The organism is Paraburkholderia sp. RAU6.4a (assembly GCF_050435625.1).
Classification (GTDB): Bacteria; Pseudomonadota; Gammaproteobacteria; order Burkholderiales; family Burkholderiaceae; genus Paraburkholderia; species Paraburkholderia tuberum.
In genome coordinates, this window is the sequence record NZ_JBNDKQ010000002.1 from 2,383,763 (window position 1) to 2,404,188 (window position 20,426).

Genomic DNA, 20,426 nt, shown 5'->3' on the forward strand with positions numbered 1-20,426 from the left:
GACCCCCGATGAGGTATACGGACTGACGGACCGGCAATACACCGCTTCCCATTGCGATCAATTATTGCGAAAGGCGTCGGGCGACGATCGATGGATAAAGACCGTTAAAGGTGGGTAATTCGCGCGATGGACACACGGCAGAAGCATCGTTCGACGAGCCTGGGAGAGCCGTGCAAACGCAAACCGGCGCCCCATTGGAGCGCCGGTTGCGTTGTATCGACAGCCGCGAGCGAGCGACCTTCGTCAGCCGTGCGCGCCGATCAGATTGACCACCTTGACGTTGCGCGTATCGGGCACTTCCGCATACGAGAGCACCTTCAGCTGCGGCAGGCTGCGGCGCAGGAAGCGCGCGAGCATCGGCCGCAGTGCGTGCTGCACCAGCAGCACCGGAGCGAGGCCAAGGTTCTGCTGACGCGTCATCGCTTTCTGCGTTTCGGTGAGCAGCGTGTTCGCGAGACCCGGTTCGAGGCCCGGGTTCGGGCCGGTCGATAGCGCCTGCGATAGCACCCGTTCGAGGTTCGCGTCGAGGCCCATCACCTGCATGTCGGCGGTCCCGGGGAACCACTGCTGCGTGATCGCGCGGCCCAGCGCGAGCCGCACCGCGGCGGTGAGGTCGTGCGGGTCGGTGAGCTTGGTCGCGTGTTCGGCGAGCGCTTCGAGGATCGTGCGCATGTCGCGAATCGGCACGCCTTCTTCGAGCAGGTTCTGCAGCACCTTTTGCAGCGTGGTGAGCGGCAGCATCTTCGGCACCAGATCGTCGACGAGCGACGCCGTGTCCTTCTGCATCCGCTCGACAAGCGACTGCACCTCGCGGCGGCCGAGCAGCTCCGACGCGTGCGTGACGACGAGGTGATTCAGGTGCGTCGCGACCACCGTGCTCGAATCGACGACCGTGTAGCCGTATACCTGCGCCTGTTCGCGCAGATTCGTGTCGATCCAGATGGCGGGCAGGCCGAACGCCGGGTCCTGGGTCGGCGTGCCCGGCAGCGCGGCCGATACCTGGCCCGGGTTGATCGCGAGCCATTGGCCCGGATACGCCTCGCCCGAGCCGACCTCGACGCCCTTCAACGCGATCCGATAGCCGTTCGGCCGCAATTCGAGGTTGTCGCGGATATGAATGACCGGCGGCAAAAAGCCGATTTCCTGCGCGAACTTCTTGCGGATGCTCTTGATCCGCTTGAGCAGTTCGCCGTCCGAGTTCTTGTCGACGAGCGGAATCAGCCGGTAGCCGACTTCGAGGCCGAGCGTGTCGATCATCGTCACGTCGTCCCAGCTCGCCTCGGCGTTTTCGACCGGCGCCAGCGCGGCCGGCGCGACGTCGACGAGCGCCGGTGCGTTCTTGCGCTCCTCGGTACGCTTCTTCATCGTGCGGCCGAGCTGGATCAGGCCGCCGCCGAGAATCAGGAACGCGAAGTGCGGCATGCCCGGGATCAGGCCCATCAGCACGAGAATGCAGCCGGTGATCATCAGCACGCGCGGGTTCGTGAACAGCTGGCCGGTCAGCTGCGTGCCGATGTCCTCGTTGGTCGCGACGCGCGAAACGATCACGCCGGCCGCCGTCGAAATCACCAGCGACGGAATCTGCGCCACGAGGCCGTCGCCGATCGTCAGCAGCGTGTAGTTCTTGCCCGCCGCGGCAAAACTCATGTCGTGCTGGACCATCCCGACGATCAGCCCGCCGATGATGTTGATCACCATGATCAGGAGGCCGGCGACCGCATCGCCTCGCACGAACTTGCTCGCGCCGTCCATCGAGCCGTAGAACTCGGCTTCCTGCGAGATCTCCTTGCGCCGCGTGCGAGCCTGCTCTTCGTTGATGAGGCCGGCGTTCAGATCGGCGTCGATCGCCATCTGCTTGCCGGGCATCGCGTCGAGCGTGAAGCGCGCGGACACTTCGGCGATCCGCCCCGCGCCCTTCGTGATCACCATGAAGTTGATCACCATCAGGATCACGAACACGACGATACCAACCGCGAAGTTGCCGCCCACGAGGAAGTGGCCGAACGACTCGATCACCTGACCGGCCGCATCGGGACCGGTATGGCCTTCGAGCAGCACGACCCGCGTCGAGGCGACGTTCAGCGACAGCCGCAGCAGCGTCGAGAACAGCAGCACGCTCGGGAACGCGGCGAAGTCGAGCGGCTTCATCGTGTACATGCTGACGAGCAGCACCATCACCGACAGCGCGATGTTGAACGTGAACAGCAGATCCAGCAGGAACGGCGGCAACGGCAGAATCATCATGCCGAGGATCATGCAGATCAGCACCGGCCCGGCGAGGGCGCGCAGGTTGGTGCTGCTCAGCGCATCCGAGCGTCGGGCGAGGAAACCGGCGCGAGCGTTCATGCGGAGGCTCCGTTGTGGTCGTCGCTAGTGGCGTCGTTGGCATTGTCGTCGGCCGGGTTCAGCGTGTTGGCGGCTTCCTCGGCGGCGTCCTCGTCCGCTACGCCGCCCTTGTCGAGTTCGGGCGGCACGTCGAGTTCGGTCGGCGCGACCGGCACGTCGCCGCCTTCGGCCTTGAAGCGGCGCAACTGATAGACCCACGCGAGCACTTCCGCGACCGCGCCATAGAGCGGCCCCGGAATCTCACGATTCAGATCGACGTTGTGATAGAGCGCACGCGCGAGCGGCGGCGCTTCGAGCAGCGGCACGTTGTTTTCGGTGGCGATCTCGCGAATCCGCGCCGCCACGAGGTTCACGCCCTTCGCGACCACCTTCGGCGCGCGCATCTCGCCGTCCGTATATTGCAGCGCGACCGCGAAGTGGGTCGGGTTGGTCACGACCACGTCGGCCTTCGGCACTTGCGCCATCATGCGGCGCCGCGCGATCGCGCGCTGCTGCTGGCGAATCTTGCCCTTGATGTGCGGATCGCCTTCGCTCTCGCGATGCTCACGCTTCACTTCTTCCTTCGTCATGCGCAGCTTCTTGTGGAACGACCACAGCTGGTACGGCACGTCGAGCGCGGCCACCGCGAACATGCCGGCCACCGTCATGCCGCAGCACACCGCGATCAGATGCACGGAGTTGGAGAGCGCGAGATTGAGCGGCTGCGTCGCGAGCGCGAGGAATTGCTCGTGGCGATTCCAGATCGCCGTGCCGCCGATCAACCCCACCACCAGCGTCTTCGCGAGCGACATGCCGAGCTGGATCGGTCCGTTGATCGAAAATATGCGGCCGAGGCCCTCGATCGGGTTCAGCCGGTTGAACTTGGGCTCGAGCCCTTTCGCGGACAGTTGCCAGCCGCCCAGCGCCATCGGTGCGAGCAGCGCGGCAAGTCCGGTGACGCCGAGTATCGGCACGAGCGCGTAGAGTCCTTCGCGACCCGCTGAGCCCGCGCCGATCAGCATGCGGCTGGTGTCGAACGCGCTCGCGTGGTTGAAGGTGAGCGACGCACGCAGCATGTTCTGCAAATGCTCGCCGATGCTGCCCGACATGCCCCATACGCCGTAGAACCCGGCCGCGAGCAGCGCGAAGGTCGACAGCTCCCGCGAACGCACGATCTGCCCCTCCTCGCGCGCCTTCTGCAGGCGCCGAGGGGTGGCGGATTCGGTTTTTTCGAGGTCGCTGTCCTCTGCCACAAAGCTCTCCAGTCGGCCGAGGCACGGCGCCTCTTTCCAGTGACAGCGATTATTCCTGCTCGACGCAAGCGCCGATCGGCGGATAAGGGCGGAGAAACGGGGGTATTTCGAAGGATGAGCGGACGGCTCGCGCGTCTGTCACGCGCGCCGTCCGGCATTGAATCGACGTGCGGCTTCAGTAGCCGACGAAGGGGGAGGGACCGCCGTTCGCGGTCTGATCGAGGTGGTAGTACACGTAGCGGCCGAAGAAGAACGGCAGACCGAGGTCGAAGCTGGCGTTGCCGCCGATCTGGCCGGCGAGCGTGTTGAACGCGTAGTTGCTGCCGTTGGCGAACAGTGTCTGCGCGTTCAGGATGCCGATGCTCGCGGCCGCCGACACGTTGTTCTTCCCGACCAGCGTGACCGTGCGGGTCTGCGCCGACGACGGGCAATAGAAGCCCGCGAACTGGCTGCCGCACAGCGTGAGCGTGCTATCGCCGAAGAAATAGGCGTTCGAGCCGGAATCGAGGAACGCCTGGACGGTCGTGCCGTTGAAGGTGCTGTTGTTGAGGTCGCCGTATGGGTCGGTCGTGAACACCTGCGCAGCGGCAAGCGGGTTGTTCCCCTGCGTGCCGATGCCGAACACCAGCGTGCCGGTCGCCGACGCCTGCCCGGTGTTCGACACCGGTGCCATCTGTACGATCACGCCGTTGTTGTCGAGCGGGAAGTTCGCGACCGGATTGGCGATCTGTTGCGGAATCGGCACCGCGGTGCGCGTGCACGACGTGCCGTTCGGACAGGCGAAGTAGTTGCTGTAGGTCGCCGCGGTCGTCGTGTTCGCGCAGGTTGCGCCGCAATCGGTCGGCGCGGTGCCGATGCCGAGGATGCCGTTCGCGCCCAGATCGGCGGCCGTGTTTTCGGCCGGGCCGCTGCCGCAGCCGCTTGGTACCGTGCTCGCGGCCTTGTCGCCGATGATCTGCAGCGGGATGCTGCCGGTCGTCGTTTCACCGCCGAGCGTCACGATCGCGGTACGCACCGAGCCCCACGTGTAACCGTCCGCGAACGTCGCGCACTCGGCGAGCTGCGCGCCGTTGCTGCCAATCGTGCTGACTGGCAGCGCGCCGAGCAGCGTCGAATTGAGCACTGAACTGACCACGCGCAGGCCAAACGAGCCGGTGTCGACCTGGATATTGTCGATGGTCTGACAGTTGCTGGTCGAGCCTGGCGCGCAGATCCTCACGCTGACGGTCGGGATGTTGATGACACCGGCCACGCCCCGGCCGACCGTGATCGGCACCGTGTTCGACGCATTCGCGGAGATCGGCTGCTGGGTCGGGCTGGCCGGCAGCGAACCGCCGTTCAGTCCGTTCGAGGTGCTGCCGCCATTGTCGGAACTGGAGTTGTTGTCGCTACCGCCGCCTCCGCCTCCGCCGCAGGCGACGAGCGTCGCCGTGAGCAGCACGGCAAGCGCGGCCTGCATCCAGCCTTTGATGTTCGCGGTCGTGAGCATGGTTCGCATCGTGGTCCTCGCCGTTACTGGATGTCGGAACCGCTGACGCCGGCCGGCAGCGCGGAGGGCAGCCACGCGACGCCGCTGAACGCGCCCATGTGGCCGCCCGAACGCACCACCAGCCCGCTCTCGTCGACGGCGACCGGCCCCCGCGCATTGCCGCGCGCGGCCCGCACGGCCTTCACTCCGGCCACGTACTGCGGGAAATAACTGCCGAGCAGGTCACTGAGATCGGGCATTTGCGGACCATGCCACGAAATGCCGAATACCGCGCCACTCGTGCTCAGGTATTCGCGCACCACGGTGCCGTTGCCGAACGTGGTCTCGCGTACCGTGTAGGAAGCGGGTGTGGAAGATGTGGAAGACGCCGCGCTCGATTCAGAACGCATGACACTTTGCGATGTGCCGCTGGCGGGCTGCACCACGCGGGAGGACACCGACGCGTCGGACGGGGCGGTGAGCGGCGCGCTGCCCAACGCCGCATGGGCGGATTGCGCGGCCGTCAGGGCCAGTAACGAACATGGCAATACGAGCGCCGTGACTCCGGCGCGACCAATACGACTCCACATGAGAAGCTCCTCCCGAGCCGCGGCACGCTTCGCCGACTGCGCGAAGCGGCCGCTTATAGGCAGATGATACGGCACCGCCGCGGCCGCAACGCTGAGGGATGGCCTCACCGGGCGACTGCCCGGCGTTGCGCGGGCCGGGTGCCGTACCGCTTTGACCTCGTAGTATGCCTGCGGATTCTTTCAGCCGGCGCAAGGCGCGCCCACGCGCGCGACTTACCGACTATTACTAGCAGCAAAACGTACGGAAGATGGGTAGCCGGTACTCATTGAATGCGTGTTTGGCGCAAATCGCGGAGAAACCACCAGCCCGGCGCGCTTGCCGGGCCGAGTCACTTGCTCAGAAACCGAGGCTCGCGAGCAGGTCGTCGACCTGCGATTGATCCTGCACCACATCCGTCTTGCCTTCCGGATTGATCTGCGGACCGTTGAGCAGATGCTCCGGGCTGCCCGTCGACGACACCTCCGCCTTGAGAGCCGCGGCGTTCGCCGCGAACTGCTCGCGCCGCTCGAGTGCGATGTTCTCGACCAGCACGCCGAGCAATTGCTGCTCGATCAGATAGACGACGTCGGTGATCTTCTTGATCACCTGGCCGGTCAGGTCCTGGAAGTCCTGCGCGAGCATGATCTCCATCAGCTGCGAGTTGGTCGCGCCGGTCGCCTCGGGCACGCCGCGCAGAAAGCTGCGCGTGTCGTTCATCAGCGCGCGCACTTCCTCGCGCTCGATCGGCGCGGCGTACCACTGCTCCCAGCGCGCGTCGAGCGCGCCGGCGTCCTGCTGCAACTGCTCCTGGATCGGCTTCGCGACGTCGATCGCCGACAGCACGCGCTCGGCGGCCTGCTCGGTCATATTGGCGATGTACTTCAGGCGATCGCGCGCGTCGGGCACGGCTTCGGCCGCGCGCTCGACGTGCTTGTCGAGTCCGAGTTCGCGCATCGAATCGCGCAGCGTGCGCGTCAGTTGTCCGATGCGCGCGAGGATGCGGTCCGACGCGAAGTCGCCGCTGTCGTTCCCAGCTTCGGCGCCAGGCGTTTGGGTCGGCGGCGTCACGTCAGCTCCCGGCTTTCGCCATTTTCTCGAGGATCTTGTTGAGCTTCTCGTCGAGCGTCGCGGCCGTGAACGGCTTGACGACGTAACCGCTCGCGCCGGCCTGCGCCGCCGCGATGATGTTTTCCTTCTTCGACTCGGCCGTCACCATCAACACCGGCAGATGCGCGAGGCTCGCGTCGGCGCGGATTTCCTTCAGCATCGCGAGACCGTCGAGGTTCGGCATGTTCCAGTCGGAGATCACGAACTCGTAGCTGCCGCTGCGCAGACGCGCGAGACCGGCCGCGCCGTCTTCCGCCTCGTCGACGTTCGAGTAGCCCAGTTCCTTCAGCAGGTTGCGGACGATCCGGCGCATCGTCGGAAAATCGTCAACCACCAGAATCTTCATTCCCTTGTCCATTTCTTTCCCTTTGCTTGATCCATGTTGCGGCGCTCGGCCGCGTCATTCCATCCGGCACGCATCATACCCGCTGAACGCGGTCACCCATCGACGACAAACGCGCCATCACGCGCCGGCTCATGTCCGGCAGCGCGGCGATTTCGTCGGCCGCGCCGAGCGCGATCGCCTCGCGCGGCATGCCGAACACGATGCAACTCGCCTCGTCCTGCGCCAGCGTGTAGGCACCGGCCTTTTTCATCTCCAGCAGCCCGGCCGCGCCGTCGCGCCCCATGCCGGTCAGGATCACGCCAACGGCGTTCTTGCCCGCATGCTGCGCGGCCGAACGGAACAGCACATCGACCGACGGACGATGCCGGTTCACCGGCGGGTCGTCGGACAGATGCGCAATATAGTTCGCACCGCTCCTCGCGAGCAACAGATGCGCATGGCCGGGCGCGATGTACGCGTGCCCCGGCAGCACACGCTCGCCGTGCTCCGCTTCTTTAACGGTAATCCGGCACAAACCATTGAGGCGTTGCGCGAAAGATTTCGTAAAGCCCGGCGGCATGTGCTGCGCGATCAGCACCGCGGGCGCGTCGGGCGGCAGCGGCACCAGCACTTCGCGGATCGCTTCGGTGCCGCCCGTCGAGGCGCCGACGATAACCAGCTTCTCGGTACTCAGCAGCGGGTTGTTGAAGAGCGGCGCGGCGCCGGCCGGCGCCTGCGCGGTCTGGGTGGCCGCATGCTGCGCTGGCGCGGCCTGGCGTACGCGCGCGCGGGCTGCCGCGCGAACCTTGTCGGCGAGCTTTTCCGCGTAGTCGAGCATGCCGTCGCGAATGCCGACCTTCGGCTTGGTCACGAAATCGACCGCGCCGAGTTCGAGCGCGCGCAGCGTGATTTCGTTGCCGCGCTCGGTCAGCGACGACACCATCACGACCGGCATCGGCCGCAGACGCATCAGCTTCTCGAGAAAGTCGAGGCCGTCCATGCGCGGCATTTCGACGTCGAGCGTCAACACGTCCGGGTTGTGCTGCTTGATGAGCTCGCGCGCGACGAGCGGATCGGGTGCCGTCGCCACCACCGTCATGTCCGGCTGGCTATTGATGATTTCGGTCATCAGGCTGCGGATCAGCGCCGAATCGTCGACGCACAATACCTTGATCTTTTGCACAGCGCTCACGCCTCCTCTGTGGTTCTGGCGTTGTTGGAATGAGTCGGGCGCGGGCTCGCGCCGAACAGTTCGATTCTCGGCCGCGCGGCGGCGGCGGCCGGCTTCGCGAACAGCTCGACCCGCTTGCGCGCGGCGGCGAGCCGCTCGGCGCGCGCTTCGGCGCTTTGCCGCACGAGCGCCTGTTCGCGCTCGGCGACGCCCGCTTCCTGTTGCAAGCGCAATTTCTTCACCATCACCTGACCGGTGCGCGGCATGAACGCGACCTTGCGCGGGTGCGAGCCCTGCAGGTCCTCGGCGACGATGCGGATCTTTTCGGTGGCCAGATAGCGGCGCACGAACTCGGAGTTGCGATCGCCGATGTTCATCGTCGTCATGCCCGCGAGCACCGCGCCGCCGCCGAACACCTTGGCCTCGAAGCGCTCGCGCCGCCCGCCCGCCTTGATCAGTTCGTTGATCAGCACTTCCATCGCGTACGCGCCGTAGCGCATCGAGTCCGACGCGGCCTGCGCGACGTCGGCGCCGTCGTCGGGCAGCATGAAGTGATTCATGCCGCCGATGCCCGCGGTGCGGTCCTGGATGCAGGCCGCGACGCACGAGCCGAGCACGGTCACGAGCACCATGTCTTCGCTCGTCGTATAGAACTCGTTGGGCAACAGCTTCACGCCGGGGCGCTGGAAGTGGTTGTCGTAGTACAGGTTCGAAGCGATCGGCAGCGTGCTGCTCATGCGGCCACCCCGCTCGATTGATGCGCGTCATGCGCGTTGGCGCGCGACGGCGCGCGCGCGCCGCCCGCGTCACGCGTCAGTTCGTAGACGGTCTGGCCGCGCAGCCGGAACGCTTGCGTCACGTACGTGAAGTTTTCCGAATGGCCGGCGAACAACAGGCCGCCCGGCTTCATCAGCGGCTCGAAGCGCGACAGCACCTGCGCCTGCGTCGGCTTGTCGAAATAGATCATCACGTTGCGGCAGAAGATCGCGTCGAACTGCGTGCGCAACTGGTAATCGCGATTGGTCAGGTTCAGTTGCTCGAAGCGCACGAGCGCGCGCACTTCGGGACGCACCTTGACCATCCCCGCATGCGCGCCCGTGCCCTTCAGGAAGAAGCGCTTCAACCGCTCGGGCGACAGGTGCTTGACCTGGTCGAACTGGTAGACGCCGGCCTCGGCCTTCGCGAGCACCTGGGTGTCGATGTCGGTCGCGAGCACCGACGCCTGGCGCGCGCCGCTGTCACCGAGCGCTTCGATCAGCGTCATCGCGATCGAGTACGGCTCCTCGCCCGTCGATGCCGCCGAGCACCACACGGACACCGGTTGCGCACGGCGCGGCACGAACTCGGCGAGGATCGGAAAGTGATGGGCTTCGCGGAAAAACGCCGTGAGGTTGGTGGTCAGGGCATTGGTGAACGCTTCCCACTCGGCCGGATCGTTTTCCGCTTCGAGCAGATCGAGATACTGCCGGAACGTATCGATGCCGCGCGCCCGCAAGCGGCGCGCGAGGCGGCTATACGCCATGTCGCGCTTGTGGTCCGACAGCGAGATGCCCGCCCCGCGATGAATCAGCTCGCGGATGCGGGCGAAATCGGCCGCCGTAAATTCGAAATCGCGGCCCGTCTCGACGGACCTGGCCGGCTCTGTGCCGTCAGGTGCTGCCCGCGCGGGGCGTTGTGTTGCGCGCGTTGCCATCATGAAAATTCCTGTCTGCGATATGAGCCATCACGCTCGCCGCCCAGCCGGACTGCCTGAGAGGTAGGAATTGTCGTCGCGGGGTCGCGCCCTCCCGCGAGTAGCATCGACATATGGCCGGCTCGCGACACGCGTGCTGCGCGTGCTTCGATGCTTCGCCCATCCGCGGGCGCGATGCCGGTTGACCACATGTCACTCTGCCGTTGCCTAAAATGTTTCCCAGTCCGCGTCCGAGCTCGCCTTCGCCGTGCCCGGCGGAGCGGCGCGCGTGGGCGTGTCGGTCGCGACGCGAGCCGCGGCTGCGGCCGGCCGGGGCTTCAATGTCGGTTCGACGCGTGCGGCCGCGTCGTGCTGCGTCGGGGTCGCCGCGCTCGCCGCGATTGCCTTCGATTCCTTGCTCGCGCCCAGCGGGTTCACCGGAGTCGCCGCGCTCGCCGCTTGCGGTGCAGCCCTGGCGGGCCGCGCGGGCGTCTGCGCACGCGTCGCCGGGGCGCTCTGACGCGCCGGTGTGCCGGTTACCTTCCAGCCGCCCAGCACCGCCTGCAACTGCCGCGTCTGATCTTCGAGCGACGCCGCCGCGGCCGCCGCCTGTTCGACCAGCGCCGCGTTCTGCTGCGTGACCGAATCCATCTGCACGACCGCGCGGTTGACCTGCTCGATGCCGCCCGACTGCTCCTCCGACGCCGCGCTGATCTCGCCCATGATGTCGGTCACGCGACGCACCGCCTGCACGATTTCGTCCATCGTCGTGCCCGCGCGGCCGACCAGCTCGGAGCCGCTCTTGACCTTGTCGGCCGAATCGCCGATCAGCTCCTTGATCTCCTTCGCGGCGCTCGCGCTGCGCTGCGCGAGGCTGCGCACTTCGCCCGCGACGACCGCGAAACCGCGGCCCTGTTCGCCGGCGCGTGCGGCTTCGACCGCCGCGTTCAGCGCGAGGATGTTGGTCTGGAACGCGATGCCCTCGATCACGCCGATGATGTCGACGACCTTGTTCGAACTGGTCGCGATTTGCTGCATCGTCGTGACGACCTGGCTCACCACGTCGCCGCCGCGCGTCGCGATGTCCGACGCGTTGACGGCGAGCTGGCTCGCCTGGCGCGCGTTCTCGGTGTTCTGCCGCACGGTGCCGGTCAGCTGATCCATGCTCGATGCGGTTTCCTGCAGCGACGCCGCTTGCTGCTCGGTGCGCTGCGACAGATCGGTGTTGCCCATCGCGATTTCGCGCGCGCCGGTGTCGATCGATTCGGTGCCGCTGCGGACCGCGCGCACCATCGTCGCGAGGCTTTCCTGCATCCGCTTGATGCCCGCGAACAGACGGCCGATTTCATTGTTGCTGAACACCTCGACGGGGGTGGACAGGTCGCCCCCAGCGATCCGCTCGAAACAGGCGGTCGCGTCGTTCAGCGGCTGCACGATGAGCCCGCGCAGCGCGAAACGGATGCCGACCACCACCAGCAGCGCGAACGCCGTGGTCACGCAAATCAGCATGATCATCAGCGACGCGCTCGACTGCGCGCTCGTTTCCTGATCGGCCACGCTCTGCCGCAACGCCTGGATCACCGCGGCGGCGGCCGCGTCGTAGGCGATGAACATCGGGCTGATCTTCGTGTCCGCGACCGCGTGATACGCGTCGAGATCGTTCGCGTTCAACGCGGCGAATTCGACGTCGACGCCGTCGTGCATCACCGTCGTACGCTTCGCGAGCACATCGTCGAGCAAGGCCTGCTCGACGCGGTGCTTCGGCGCGTCGAGATACGCCTGCCAGCTCTGCTTGCTCTTGCCGAGCAGCTCCTGCGCGCGATCGAGCGCCTTCTTCGCCTCGTCCGCGTTACCGGCGGCCGTCAGCGTGTTGAAGCGCTCGATCGCGATGCGCGAACGCAACAGATACGCCGACGCATCGTCGAGCGCATGAATCGCGACGAGTTCGCCGCGTGCGATGCGATCGAGCGAGCCGCTCGCGCGATTCAGCGCGGTCAGCCCGAGCGCGCCGACTACTACGGTCAGCGCCGCCAGAAGAATCCCCACCATCGTCAGCGACGTGCGGATCGACCACCTGCTCAGCATTTTGATGCTCCTTGTGCCGGGTTCCGTTACTGCCTGCGCTCAGACGCCGAGCGTTTCGGTCAGCGACATCTCGGAGCTGGTCATCAGCTTCTCGATGTCCATCAGGATCAGCATGCGGCCGTCGACCGTGCCGAGACCGGTCAGGTATTCGGTCGTCAGCGTCGCGCCGAATTCCGGTGCCGGCATGATCTGATCGACCGCGAGCGTCAGCACGTCCGACACGCCGTCCACGACCATGCCGACCACGCGATGCGCGACGTTCAGGATGATCACGACGGTCTGATGGTCGTACTCGACGCGGCCGAGATGGAACTTGATCCGCATGTCGACGATCGGCACGATGATGCCGCGCAGGTTGATCACGCCCTTGATGAACTCGGGCGCATTGGCGATGCGCGTCACGTTGTCGTAGCCGCGGATTTCCTGCACCTTCAGGATGTCGATGCCGTACTCTTCCGCGCCGAGCGTGAAGACGAGGAATTCCTGACCGCCGGCGTCCGCCTGCGCGTCGCGGCGGCCATTCGTACCGCTCGCGTTTGCGACGCTCGAATTGATGGATTGGACTTCTGCCACGTTAGCCCCCAAACGGTTGGGATGAATTGAGTTGAAGTTGTGTTGCGATGTCTGTCAGTGCCGCGTTTGCTGCGTGCGTTAGGCGAGGCTCATCGCCTGCGCATGCCCATGCGCATGACGCGATTCGCGGTTCAGCGCCGCGACGTCCACGATCAGCGCGACGCTGCCGTCGCCCAGAATGGTCGCCGCGGAAATGCCGTGCACCTTGCGGTAGTTCGTTTCCAGATTCTTCACGACCACCTGCTGCTGGCCGACGAGTTCATCGATCAGCATCGCGAAGCGCCGTCCCTCGGTCTGCATGATCGTGACGATGCCCTGGGTCGGCTCCTGCTTCGCATCCGACACGTTGAACACCTCGTGCAGCGCGACGAGCGGCAGGTATTCGCCGCGCACGCGCACCACGCGCTCGCCGTTGGCGACCGTGTAAATGTCTTCGGCTCGCGGTTGCAGCGACTCCATCACGAAGTTCAGCGGCAGGATGAAGATCTCGTTGCCGACCTTCACCGACATGCCGTCGAGGATCGCGAGCGTGAGCGGCAGCACGATCCGCGTGGTGCTGCCCTTGCCCGCGTGCGACGTGATCTCGACGTGACCGCCCATCGACTGGATGTTGCGCTTCACCACGTCCATGCCGACGCCGCGGCCGGACACGTCGGTGACCTGCTCGGCGGTCGAGAAGCCCGGCAGGAAGATCAGGTTCCAGACTTCCTCGTCGCTCATCGTGTCGCTGACCTGCATGCCCTGCTTGGCCGCCTTCGCGAGGATCTTGTCGCGGCGCAGGCCCGCGCCGTCGTCGCTGACCTCGATGACGATGTTGCCGCCGTGGTGCGCCGCCGACAGCACCAGCTGACCGGTCGAATCCTTGCCCGCCGCGCGCCGCGCCTCGACGGTCTCGATGCCGTGGTCGAGACTGTTGCGCACGAGGTGCGTCAACGGGTCGATGATCCGTTCGATAAGGCTCTTGTCGAGTTCGGTCGCCTGACCGAAGGTGACGAGTTCGACCTCCTTGCCGAGTTTCGCCGCGAGATCGCGCACCAGACGCGGGAAGCGGCTGAACACGTAATCCATCGGCATCATGCGGATCGACATCACCGCTTCCTGCAGATCGCGCGCGTTGCGCTCGAGTTGCGCCATGCCGTTGAAGAGCCGGTCGTGCAGCGCCGGATCGAACGTGCTGGTGGTCTCCGCGAGCATCGCCTGCGTGATCACCAGCTCGCCGACCAGATTGATCAGCTGATCGACCTTCTCGACGCCGACGCGAATCGAGCTGCCTTCGGCGCCGGCCGCCGCGGCGGCCGGACGGGGCGCCTTGCGGTCCTGATCGGCGGACGCGGCCGAAGCCGGTTTGGCCGCCGCCTGAGCCGCCGCGGGTGCCGCAGGCGGCGGCTCGATGCTGTCCGCCTGACCGGGTGCGCTTGCGGGCGCAGCGGTGAGGGCCGCCGGGGTCGACGATGCTGCGGGCTCGGTGTGAAGGACCGGCTGCGCCTGCGCTTGCGCCGCGGGAGCGGCGGGCGCGACCTGCGCGGATTGCGCCGGTGTCGGAGCGGCAGCGTCGGGCGTTCCAGGTTCGCCCTGCTGCGCGTCGTCCGCCGGCGCGGTGCCACGGCCGATCGTGATCTGACTTTCGTCGATCACGAAGCAGCACACGGCGATGATGTCGTCGGAGGATACGTCGCTCAAGAGCCACAGCGTCAGATCGCTGCCGCTCTTGACCTGCCCGACGATGTTGCCCAGGTTGCCCAGCTCTTCGGTGAGCAGCTCCTGGTCTTTCTCTCCCACGCCCCGTAGCGTAATTTTCAGATGTGGGCCGGCGCTGTCGGCCGTGCCCGCGGCTTGTCCGGTCTGTGCCGGTTCGCCGTCGATCCATTCGCCCGCCGCCTGCACCGCCTGTTCGACGACGTGCTCGGGCGGGGTGCCGCCTTGCTGCTGTACCGCGGTTGCTTGTGTTGTTGTTTGGGTTGCCGTCGCCTGCGCTGCTGCAGGCGCGGGGGCGCTCACGGCCGGCGCGGTTTCGGCGCTCGCCGCCGCTGCCGGCGCGCCGCCCATGCGGCTTTCCGCGTGCAGCTGCTCCAGCTTCGCGCAGATCGCGCGCGCCACCGCCGCATCGGGCTCGGCGCTCGCGCGATAGTCGGCGAGCTGGCCGGACAGCACGTCCTTGGTTTCGAGGAACGTGTCGATCATGTCCTTGCGCAGCACCAGCTCGTTGTTGCGCGCGCGATCGAGCAGCGACTCGAGAATGTGCGTGGTCTCGGTGAGCGCGGTGAAACCGAACGTTGCCGCGCCGCCCTTGATCGAATGCGCGGCGCGAAAGATCGCCGCGAGGTCTTCGGGGTCCGGGTGGGCCACGTCGAGATTGAGCAGCAATTGCTCCATCTGCGCGAGCAGTTCGTCCGCTTCGTCGAAGAACGTCTGATAGAACTGTGTGATGTCGAGTGTCATGCCTGGTTCACCGCGAGAGTGCCTGTCTGGCTTGAGTCGCCGTAGAGGCGCGTCGAGAGCTATCTGTACTGTGTCTAAAGGTGTTGATGACGCGGATCAAGCCGGGTCCGGTTCGGCCAGCGCCGCCACCAGCTCGGTCAGCATGTCCGGGTCGAGCGGCTTTTCGATCCAGCCGGTCGCGCCCGCCGCGCGCGCCGCCTCTTTGAAGGGTTCGCCCGATTCCGTCGTGAGGACGAGGATGGGCGTCGCCTGATAGGCTGGATTTCCGCGCAGCGCGGTGATCAGATCGAGACCGGTCTTGCCGGGCATGTGCTGGTCGGTCAACACGAGATCGAACGCCATCGCGAGCGCGTTTTCGAGCCCTTCGTTGCCGTCCGCCGCGAGCGTGACTTCATAGCCGGCGCCCGTCAGCGTCGCGGCGAGGATCTGCCGCATCGATGCCGAATCGTCGATTGCCAGGATGTGCCTGATCATGAAAACCTCGCTGCGCTTAACACTGGGCCGCCGGGCGGTGCGCGCCGGTCGGGCGCGGGCCGCGGCCCGGCGGCCGCGGTCTGTTACTGGGCCGGTGGCGCCGCCGCCGGCAACTTCGGTGCAGCCGTCACCGGCTGCGCAAGTCTTTGCAGCAGCGGCTTCGAGCCGGCTGCGTCGTCCGACAGGGTCGTCGTCGTGGAGTCGTCGTGATCGAGCGCCTCCTCGGACTTCCTGTTCAACACGATGATGCTGATGCGACGGTTTTCCGGATCGAGCGGGTCCGCCTTGTTCAGGTTCTGCGTCGACGCGAGACCGAGCACGCGCATCACCTTCGCTTCGTCCATGCCGCCCGCGACCAGCTCGCGCCGCGACGCGTTGGCGCGGTCGGCCGACAGCTCCCAGTTGCTATAGCCCTTCTCACCGCCCGCGTACGGCACGGCGTCGGTATGGCCCTGCACGATGATGCGGTTCGGCACGTCGTTCAGCGTATGGCCGATCTCGCGCAGGATGTCGCGCATGTACGGCTCGACGACGTCGCGTGCGGTCGCGAACATCGGCCGCTTCTGCGAGTCGACGATCTCGATGCGCAGGCCGGTCAGCGTCGAGTCGATGCGGATCTGCTGCTTGAACTGGCGCAGCACCGGGTTCGCCTCGATCGCGGCCATCAGCTTGACCTGCAGGTCGTGCAGGCGCACCTGTTCCTGGCGTTCGAGCGCGCCCGTCAGCTGCTTCACGGAGTCGTCGTCGTTGTGCGACGCGGTGCGCTCGGCGCGGCTGCTGCTGCCGTCGGTCGAGCGGGTCACGCCCTGCGCGTCGGTCGAGATGTCGCGACCGCCGCCCTTCAGGATGCTCGAGTCTTCGGCGCTGCGATCGCCGCCCCACAGCGTGATCTTCAACGGCTGGTTGAAGTAGTCGGCGATACCTTTCAGCTGCACGGTGGAGGCCGAACTCAGCAGCCACATCAGCAGGAAGAACGCCATCATCGCGGTCATGAAGTCCGCGTACGCGAGCTTCCACGCGCCGCCGTGATGACCGGACTTTTTCGGCGCGCTGCGCTTGACGACGATTGCGCGGTCTTTGTCCTTGCTGCTCATCGGTTCGGTTCCCGTCGCCTGCTTATTTCGCCTTGACGCGGCGCACGTGCTCTTCGAGCTCGGCGAACGACGGGCGCTCGGTCGAGAACAGCACCTTGCGGCCGAACTCGACCGCGATCGCCGGCGCGTAGCCGTTCAGGCTCGCGAGGATCGTCACCTTGATGCACTGGAACATCTTGGTCGACTCGGTCACGCGCTGCTCGGCGACGCTGGCGAGCGGCCCGATCAGCCCGTACGAAAGCAGAATGCCGAGGAACGTGCCGACGAGCGCCTGCGCGATCATTTCACCGAGCACCGCGGGCGGCTTGTCGGCCGAGGCCATCGTGTGCACGACGCCCATCACCGCGGCGACGATACCGAACGCCGGCATCGCGTCGCCGACCTTGGTCAGCGCGTGCGCGGGCGCCTCGCCTTCCTGGTGGTGCGTCTCGATCTCCTCGTCCATCAGGCTTTCGATCTCGAATGCATTCATGTTGCCGCCGACCATCAGCCGCAGGTAGTCGGTCAGGAACTCGATGATGTGCTTGTCGGCGAGGATCTTCGGGTACTGCGTGAAGATCGGGCTCTTCGACGGATCGTCGATGTCGGCTTCGAGCGTCAGCGTGCCTTCCTTGCGCGCTTTCGCGAGCAGCACGTACAGGAGCCCCATCAGCTCCATGTAGACGTCCTTGTTGTACTTCGCGCCCTTGAACAGGGTCGGAATGACGCGCAGGGTCGCCCGGATCGTCTTCATCCCGTTACCGAGAATGAATGCGCCGACTCCGGCGCCGACGATCATCAGCACCTCGACGGGTTGCAGCAGCGCGCCGAGATGGCCGCCTTCGAGCGCGTAACCGCCGAAAACGGACAACAGCGTCACGAGTGTTCCCACGAAAATCAGCACTGCCGAGCCCTCACAAAAAAGCGACGGTTACCGTCGTTAGTCAGGTTTACGGCACCGGGGCGGAAAACTTTGGGGAAAAAGACGGCGCTCGAGTCCGGTGTAAACCAGAGGCTTGCGCTGCCTCAACGCGTGCTGCTCAGACTTCGGCGGTGACGACGGTATCGAGCGTGGGGGCGGGGCAGCGGGCCTCGTGAGCTCGCGCGTCGGTCACTTGCGGCACCTCGGCCGGGACTCCGGCGACGGCGATTTGCCGCTCGGCCCGCGTTTGCGCCGCCTTCTTCGTCTTGCCCGCGCGCGACGGCGGCTGACACAGCCCGCAAACGAACCCGTGCTGCGGATCGTGCGCGTGCGCGACGAAGTGGCCGCCGCAGCGGCGGCAGGCGCTCATCTGCAGCATGCCCGAGTCGAAGAAGCGCACCAGCGTCCAGGCGCGCGTGAGACTGAGCACCGGCTCGTCGTCGTGCAACTGCACGTGCTCGAGATACAGCCGGTAGCTCTTCACGATCGATTCGATCGCGCGGCAGCCGCCGTGACCGGCCATGAAACGGTAGATGTTGTAGAACAGCGACGAATGAAAGTTCGGCTGCCAGGTCATGAACCAGTCGGTCGAAAACGGCAGCATGCCCTTGGGCGGCGACACCCCTTTCAATTCCTTGTACAGCTTGACGAGCCGGTCGCGCGACAGGCTGGTTTCCGCCTCCAGCAATTGCAGACGCGCGCCCAGTTCGATCAGCTCGATCGCGAGGGTGATTTCCCGGACTTCGAGTAAGACGCTCTTACTGGCCATTAGCCGATCTGCTCGACCGGCTGGCTCGCCATCAGGATCGCCGAATGAGCCTGCGCCATCGCGCTGGACTTGTCCTTGTCCGCAAGGGCGGACAGCACCGCGTGATCGTCGAAGCGGAAGCGGCACAGCATCTGGTTGGACGCCGCGAGCTTGACGGTCTGCGCCAACGACAGATTGGCGAGCACGTCGGCCAGCTGGTCCGAAATACCCATGCGGAACATGCCCATCGGCTTGTCTTCGCGCAGCAGACGCTGGGCGAGCAGCAGATAGGAAAGATTGACTTCCCTGATCTCACTGAGCATATGGCTAGTCGTGCTCATGATTTCCCCCGTTCGTATGCCCGGCTGGTCAGGCCGATTTTTGCGGAAACGTTTGCTCGAACGCGCGCGCTGAATCCGCGCGAATCCGCTCGTCTCTGGTCTTGCAAGCATTGTCTCGAAAGGGGGCACAGCCGAAAATCGGAGAGACACCCCAGCTGGGTGACGGATTAATCCGTCATTTGTGTAGGAATTATTCCTACAACCCGGGTTGCGGCGAGGCACGAATTGGGCCGAATTGATGCGCGGGGCGGGACTGACGATGCGTGCTGGGAATTTATACGGCTGCGGCGTGTACCGGATGGTGAGTTTTCAGAACTTCACCGCCGCACCGTAAATCGGTGGAAAAGAATTATAAGACGTTTTCAGCCGGCTGCAATCTGGCTCGGTTAGAGATCTTTCCCGGCTCATCCGACCCTCGGGTCCGCCGCTTGCTACGGTGCATTTCGCCTGTCGAGCTTGATTGAGTCGGTGGAATTACGCTTCCCGATGATGGGGACTGTTGGCGGCTCGACCTTGCGCGGCAGCTGTAACGGTCGATGTTTCGCGCTGTAACAACATTAAGCGTTTGAAAAATAACTCGAATTACCGCGGTCGATCCCGATAATGAAGGCTAAGGGATTACCCGATAGCTATTTCGGAGCCCCCTCGGGCGGGGCAAACCGCGCCCAACCGTCCGGTTAGGCAGACGTACCACGCGCCATTCAGCCGTGGTGCGAAGCCCCGGTAAGTATCAAAAATCCGCATGGGATCCGGGTCGGCGCCACAGCGCTAACTCTGATCGACACAGGAGAAAACGCATGCGAATCGCACAAGTCGCGCCGCTCTACGAAGCTGTCCCACCGAAACTCTATGGCGGCACCGAACGTGTCGTGTCGTATCTGACCGAAGCGCTGGTCGAGCTCGGCCATGACGTCACGCTGTTCGCGAGCGGCGACTCGGTCACGTCCGCCAATCTCGAGGCGTGCTGGCCGCGCGCGCTGCGCCTCGATCCGACGATTCGCGATGCATTGGCGCCGCACGTGCTGATGATGGAAAAGGTCCGCAAGATCGCGCACGAGTTCGACGTGCTGCACTTCCATCTCGACTACCTGCCGTTCCCCCTGTTCACGACGATGGACACGCCGTTCGTGACCACGCTGCACGGTCGTCTCGACTTGCCGGAATTACAGCCGGTGTTCGACGCGTTCTCGCATGTGCCGGTCGTGTCGATTTCGGATTCGCAGCGTCTGCCGCTGCAGCAGGCCAACTGGCTCAACACGATCTATCACGGTCTGCCGGACCAGTTGCTGACGCCGCAGCCGCACAAGAAGCCCGAATATCTCGCGTTCCTCGGCCGCATCTGCCCGGAAAAACGCGTCGATACAGCTATCAGGATCGCCGCGCAAAGCGGTCTGCCGCTGAAGATCGCCGCCAAGGTGGACAAGGTCGACATGGAGTACTTCAAGCGCGAGATCGAGCCGCTGCTGTCGATGGCGCATGTCGAGTTCGTCGGCGAGATCAACGAGGCGCAGAAACCCGAGTTTCTGTCGGGCGCGAAGGCGCTGCTGTTCCCGATCGACTGGTCCGAGCCGTTCGGCCTCGTGATGATCGAGTCGATGGCCTGCGGCACGCCGGTTATCGCGTTCAACCGCGGCTCCGTGCCTGAGGTGATCGACCACGGCGTGACCGGCTATATCGTCGAGGACGTGCAAGGCGCGGTAGCGGCTCTGCAGCGTCTCGACGAGCTGTCGCGCATCGAAATCCGCGCCCAGTTCGAACGCCGCTTCAGTTCGAAAACGATGGCGCAGAACTATATCGACGGCTATTCCGCCTTGATTGAAACGTCGCGGCGCCCGATATTGCGCCAGGTCGCGGTCGGCTAGGCGCGCCTGAAAACGGCC

Annotated in this window: 18 protein-coding genes; 1 reads left to right on the top strand and 17 read right to left on the bottom strand. The window is 65.5% G+C overall.

Annotated elements, in window-relative coordinates:
• Positions 1–243 precede the first annotated feature (243 nt).
• The 17 genes from flhA to flhD all read right to left on the bottom strand — a co-directional run bounded on the left by flhA (position 244) and on the right by flhD (position 18,546).
• Positions 244–2,346, bottom strand: coding sequence for a flagellar biosynthesis protein FlhA (gene flhA / locus OKW40_RS15905; protein ID WP_187615278.1), 2,103 nt, complete (start codon positions 2,344–2,346; stop codon positions 244–246).
• Positions 2,343–3,578, bottom strand: coding sequence for a flagellar biosynthesis protein FlhB (gene flhB, locus OKW40_RS15910; protein ID WP_429490448.1), 1,236 nt, complete (start codon positions 3,576–3,578; stop codon positions 2,343–2,345). Before flhB ends, flhA begins: the two co-directional genes overlap by 4 nt.
• Positions 3,579–3,753: 175 nt before the next feature.
• Positions 3,754–5,076, bottom strand: coding sequence for a DUF3443 domain-containing protein (locus OKW40_RS15915; protein WP_429490450.1), 1,323 nt, complete (start codon positions 5,074–5,076; stop codon positions 3,754–3,756).
• Between the two features lie 14 nt (positions 5,077–5,090).
• Positions 5,091–5,636 (bottom strand): DUF2844 domain-containing protein, encoded by a 546-nt coding sequence (locus tag OKW40_RS15920; RefSeq protein WP_429490452.1) that lies wholly within the window; start codon positions 5,634–5,636, stop codon positions 5,091–5,093.
• A 337-nt stretch (positions 5,637–5,973) separates the two neighbouring features.
• Entirely contained in the window at positions 5,974–6,684 is a 711-nt protein-coding gene (cheZ, locus tag OKW40_RS15925) for a protein phosphatase CheZ (RefSeq protein ID WP_429490454.1), read from the bottom strand.
• Position 6,685: 1 nt separating this feature from the next.
• Entirely contained in the window at positions 6,686–7,081 is a 396-nt protein-coding gene (gene cheY, locus OKW40_RS15930) for a chemotaxis response regulator CheY (RefSeq protein WP_018418782.1), read from the bottom strand.
• Between the two features lie 61 nt (positions 7,082–7,142).
• Positions 7,143–8,231, bottom strand: a complete 1,089-nt coding sequence (locus OKW40_RS15935) for a protein-glutamate methylesterase/protein-glutamine glutaminase (protein ID WP_184066053.1) — start codon at positions 8,229–8,231, stop codon at positions 7,143–7,145.
• Between the two features lie 5 nt (positions 8,232–8,236).
• Complete coding sequence (gene cheD, locus OKW40_RS15940) at positions 8,237–8,956, bottom strand: chemoreceptor glutamine deamidase CheD (protein WP_018418784.1); 720 nt, start codon at positions 8,954–8,956, stop codon at positions 8,237–8,239.
• Positions 8,953–9,915 carry a CheR family methyltransferase gene (locus OKW40_RS15945; RefSeq protein WP_429490456.1) on the bottom strand — a complete coding sequence of 321 codons (963 nt, stop codon included), beginning with the start codon at positions 9,913–9,915 and terminating at the stop codon, positions 8,953–8,955. The genes cheD and OKW40_RS15945 overlap by 4 nt, the downstream gene beginning before the upstream one ends.
• Before the next feature lie 204 nt (positions 9,916–10,119).
• Complete coding sequence (locus tag OKW40_RS15950; RefSeq protein ID WP_429490458.1) at positions 10,120–11,976, bottom strand: methyl-accepting chemotaxis protein; 1,857 nt, start codon at positions 11,974–11,976, stop codon at positions 10,120–10,122.
• 39 nt (positions 11,977–12,015) lie between these two features.
• A complete protein-coding gene (locus OKW40_RS15955) occupies positions 12,016–12,549 on the bottom strand; it encodes a chemotaxis protein CheW (RefSeq protein ID WP_090802480.1) in 534 nt (177 codons plus the stop codon).
• 78 nt (positions 12,550–12,627) lie between these two features.
• Positions 12,628–14,988: a chemotaxis protein CheA gene (cheA, locus tag OKW40_RS15960; protein WP_429490460.1), complete on the bottom strand. Its 2,361-nt coding sequence runs from the start codon at positions 14,986–14,988 to the stop codon at positions 12,628–12,630.
• Positions 14,989–15,084: 96 nt separating this feature from the next.
• Positions 15,085–15,462 (bottom strand): response regulator, encoded by a 378-nt coding sequence (locus OKW40_RS15965; protein ID WP_018418789.1) that lies wholly within the window; start codon positions 15,460–15,462, stop codon positions 15,085–15,087.
• A gap of 83 nt (positions 15,463–15,545) precedes the next feature.
• A complete protein-coding gene (motB, locus tag OKW40_RS15970; RefSeq protein WP_090802477.1) occupies positions 15,546–16,556 on the bottom strand; it encodes a flagellar motor protein MotB in 1,011 nt (336 codons plus the stop codon).
• A 22-nt stretch (positions 16,557–16,578) separates the two neighbouring features.
• On the bottom strand, positions 16,579–17,439 hold the full coding sequence (gene motA / locus OKW40_RS15975; RefSeq protein WP_090802475.1) for a flagellar motor stator protein MotA: 861 nt from the start codon (positions 17,437–17,439) through the stop codon (positions 16,579–16,581).
• A 136-nt stretch (positions 17,440–17,575) separates the two neighbouring features.
• A complete protein-coding gene (gene flhC, locus OKW40_RS15980) occupies positions 17,576–18,226 on the bottom strand; it encodes a flagellar transcriptional regulator FlhC (RefSeq protein ID WP_429490462.1) in 651 nt (216 codons plus the stop codon).
• Positions 18,226–18,546 carry a flagellar transcriptional regulator FlhD gene (gene flhD, locus OKW40_RS15985; RefSeq protein ID WP_090802472.1) on the bottom strand — a complete coding sequence of 107 codons (321 nt, stop codon included), beginning with the start codon at positions 18,544–18,546 and terminating at the stop codon, positions 18,226–18,228. Before flhD ends, flhC begins: the two co-directional genes overlap by 1 nt.
• A 797-nt stretch (positions 18,547–19,343) precedes the next feature.
• Between flhD and OKW40_RS15990 the strand changes: the two genes are divergently transcribed.
• Positions 19,344–20,408 carry a glycosyltransferase family 4 protein gene (locus tag OKW40_RS15990; protein WP_429490464.1) on the top strand — a complete coding sequence of 355 codons (1,065 nt, stop codon included), beginning with the start codon at positions 19,344–19,346 and terminating at the stop codon, positions 20,406–20,408.
• Positions 20,409–20,426 lie beyond the last annotated feature (18 nt).

Bases quoted from the DNA above. Each gene is read 5' to 3' on its own strand.
- cheD (WP_018418784.1), bottom strand. From the start codon at position 8,956: ATGAGCAGCACGCTGCCGATCGCTTCGAACCTGTACTACGACAACCAC.
- flhC (WP_429490462.1), bottom strand. From the start codon at position 18,226: ATGGCCAGTAAGAGCGTCTTACTCGAAGTCCGGGAAATCACCCTCGCG.
- OKW40_RS15950 (WP_429490458.1), bottom strand. From the start codon at position 11,976: ATGCTGAGCAGGTGGTCGATCCGCACGTCGCTGACGATGGTGGGGATT.
- OKW40_RS15990 (WP_429490464.1), top strand. From the start codon at position 19,344: ATGCGAATCGCACAAGTCGCGCCGCTCTACGAAGCTGTCCCACCGAAA.
- OKW40_RS15915 (WP_429490450.1), bottom strand. From the start codon at position 5,076: ATGCGAACCATGCTCACGACCGCGAACATCAAAGGCTGGATGCAGGCC.
- flhD (WP_090802472.1), bottom strand. From the start codon at position 18,546: ATGAGCACGACTAGCCATATGCTCAGTGAGATCAGGGAAGTCAATCTT.
- OKW40_RS15965 (WP_018418789.1), bottom strand. From the start codon at position 15,462: ATGATCAGGCACATCCTGGCAATCGACGATTCGGCATCGATGCGGCAG.
- cheA (WP_429490460.1), bottom strand. From the start codon at position 14,988: ATGACACTCGACATCACACAGTTCTATCAGACGTTCTTCGACGAAGCG.
- flhA (WP_187615278.1), bottom strand. From the start codon at position 2,346: ATGAACGCTCGCGCCGGTTTCCTCGCCCGACGCTCGGATGCGCTGAGC.
- motB (WP_090802477.1), bottom strand. From the start codon at position 16,556: ATGAGCAGCAAGGACAAAGACCGCGCAATCGTCGTCAAGCGCAGCGCG.
- cheY (WP_018418782.1), bottom strand. From the start codon at position 7,081: ATGGACAAGGGAATGAAGATTCTGGTGGTTGACGATTTTCCGACGATG.
- OKW40_RS15945 (WP_429490456.1), bottom strand. From the start codon at position 9,915: ATGATGGCAACGCGCGCAACACAACGCCCCGCGCGGGCAGCACCTGAC.
- OKW40_RS15920 (WP_429490452.1), bottom strand. From the start codon at position 5,636: ATGTGGAGTCGTATTGGTCGCGCCGGAGTCACGGCGCTCGTATTGCCA.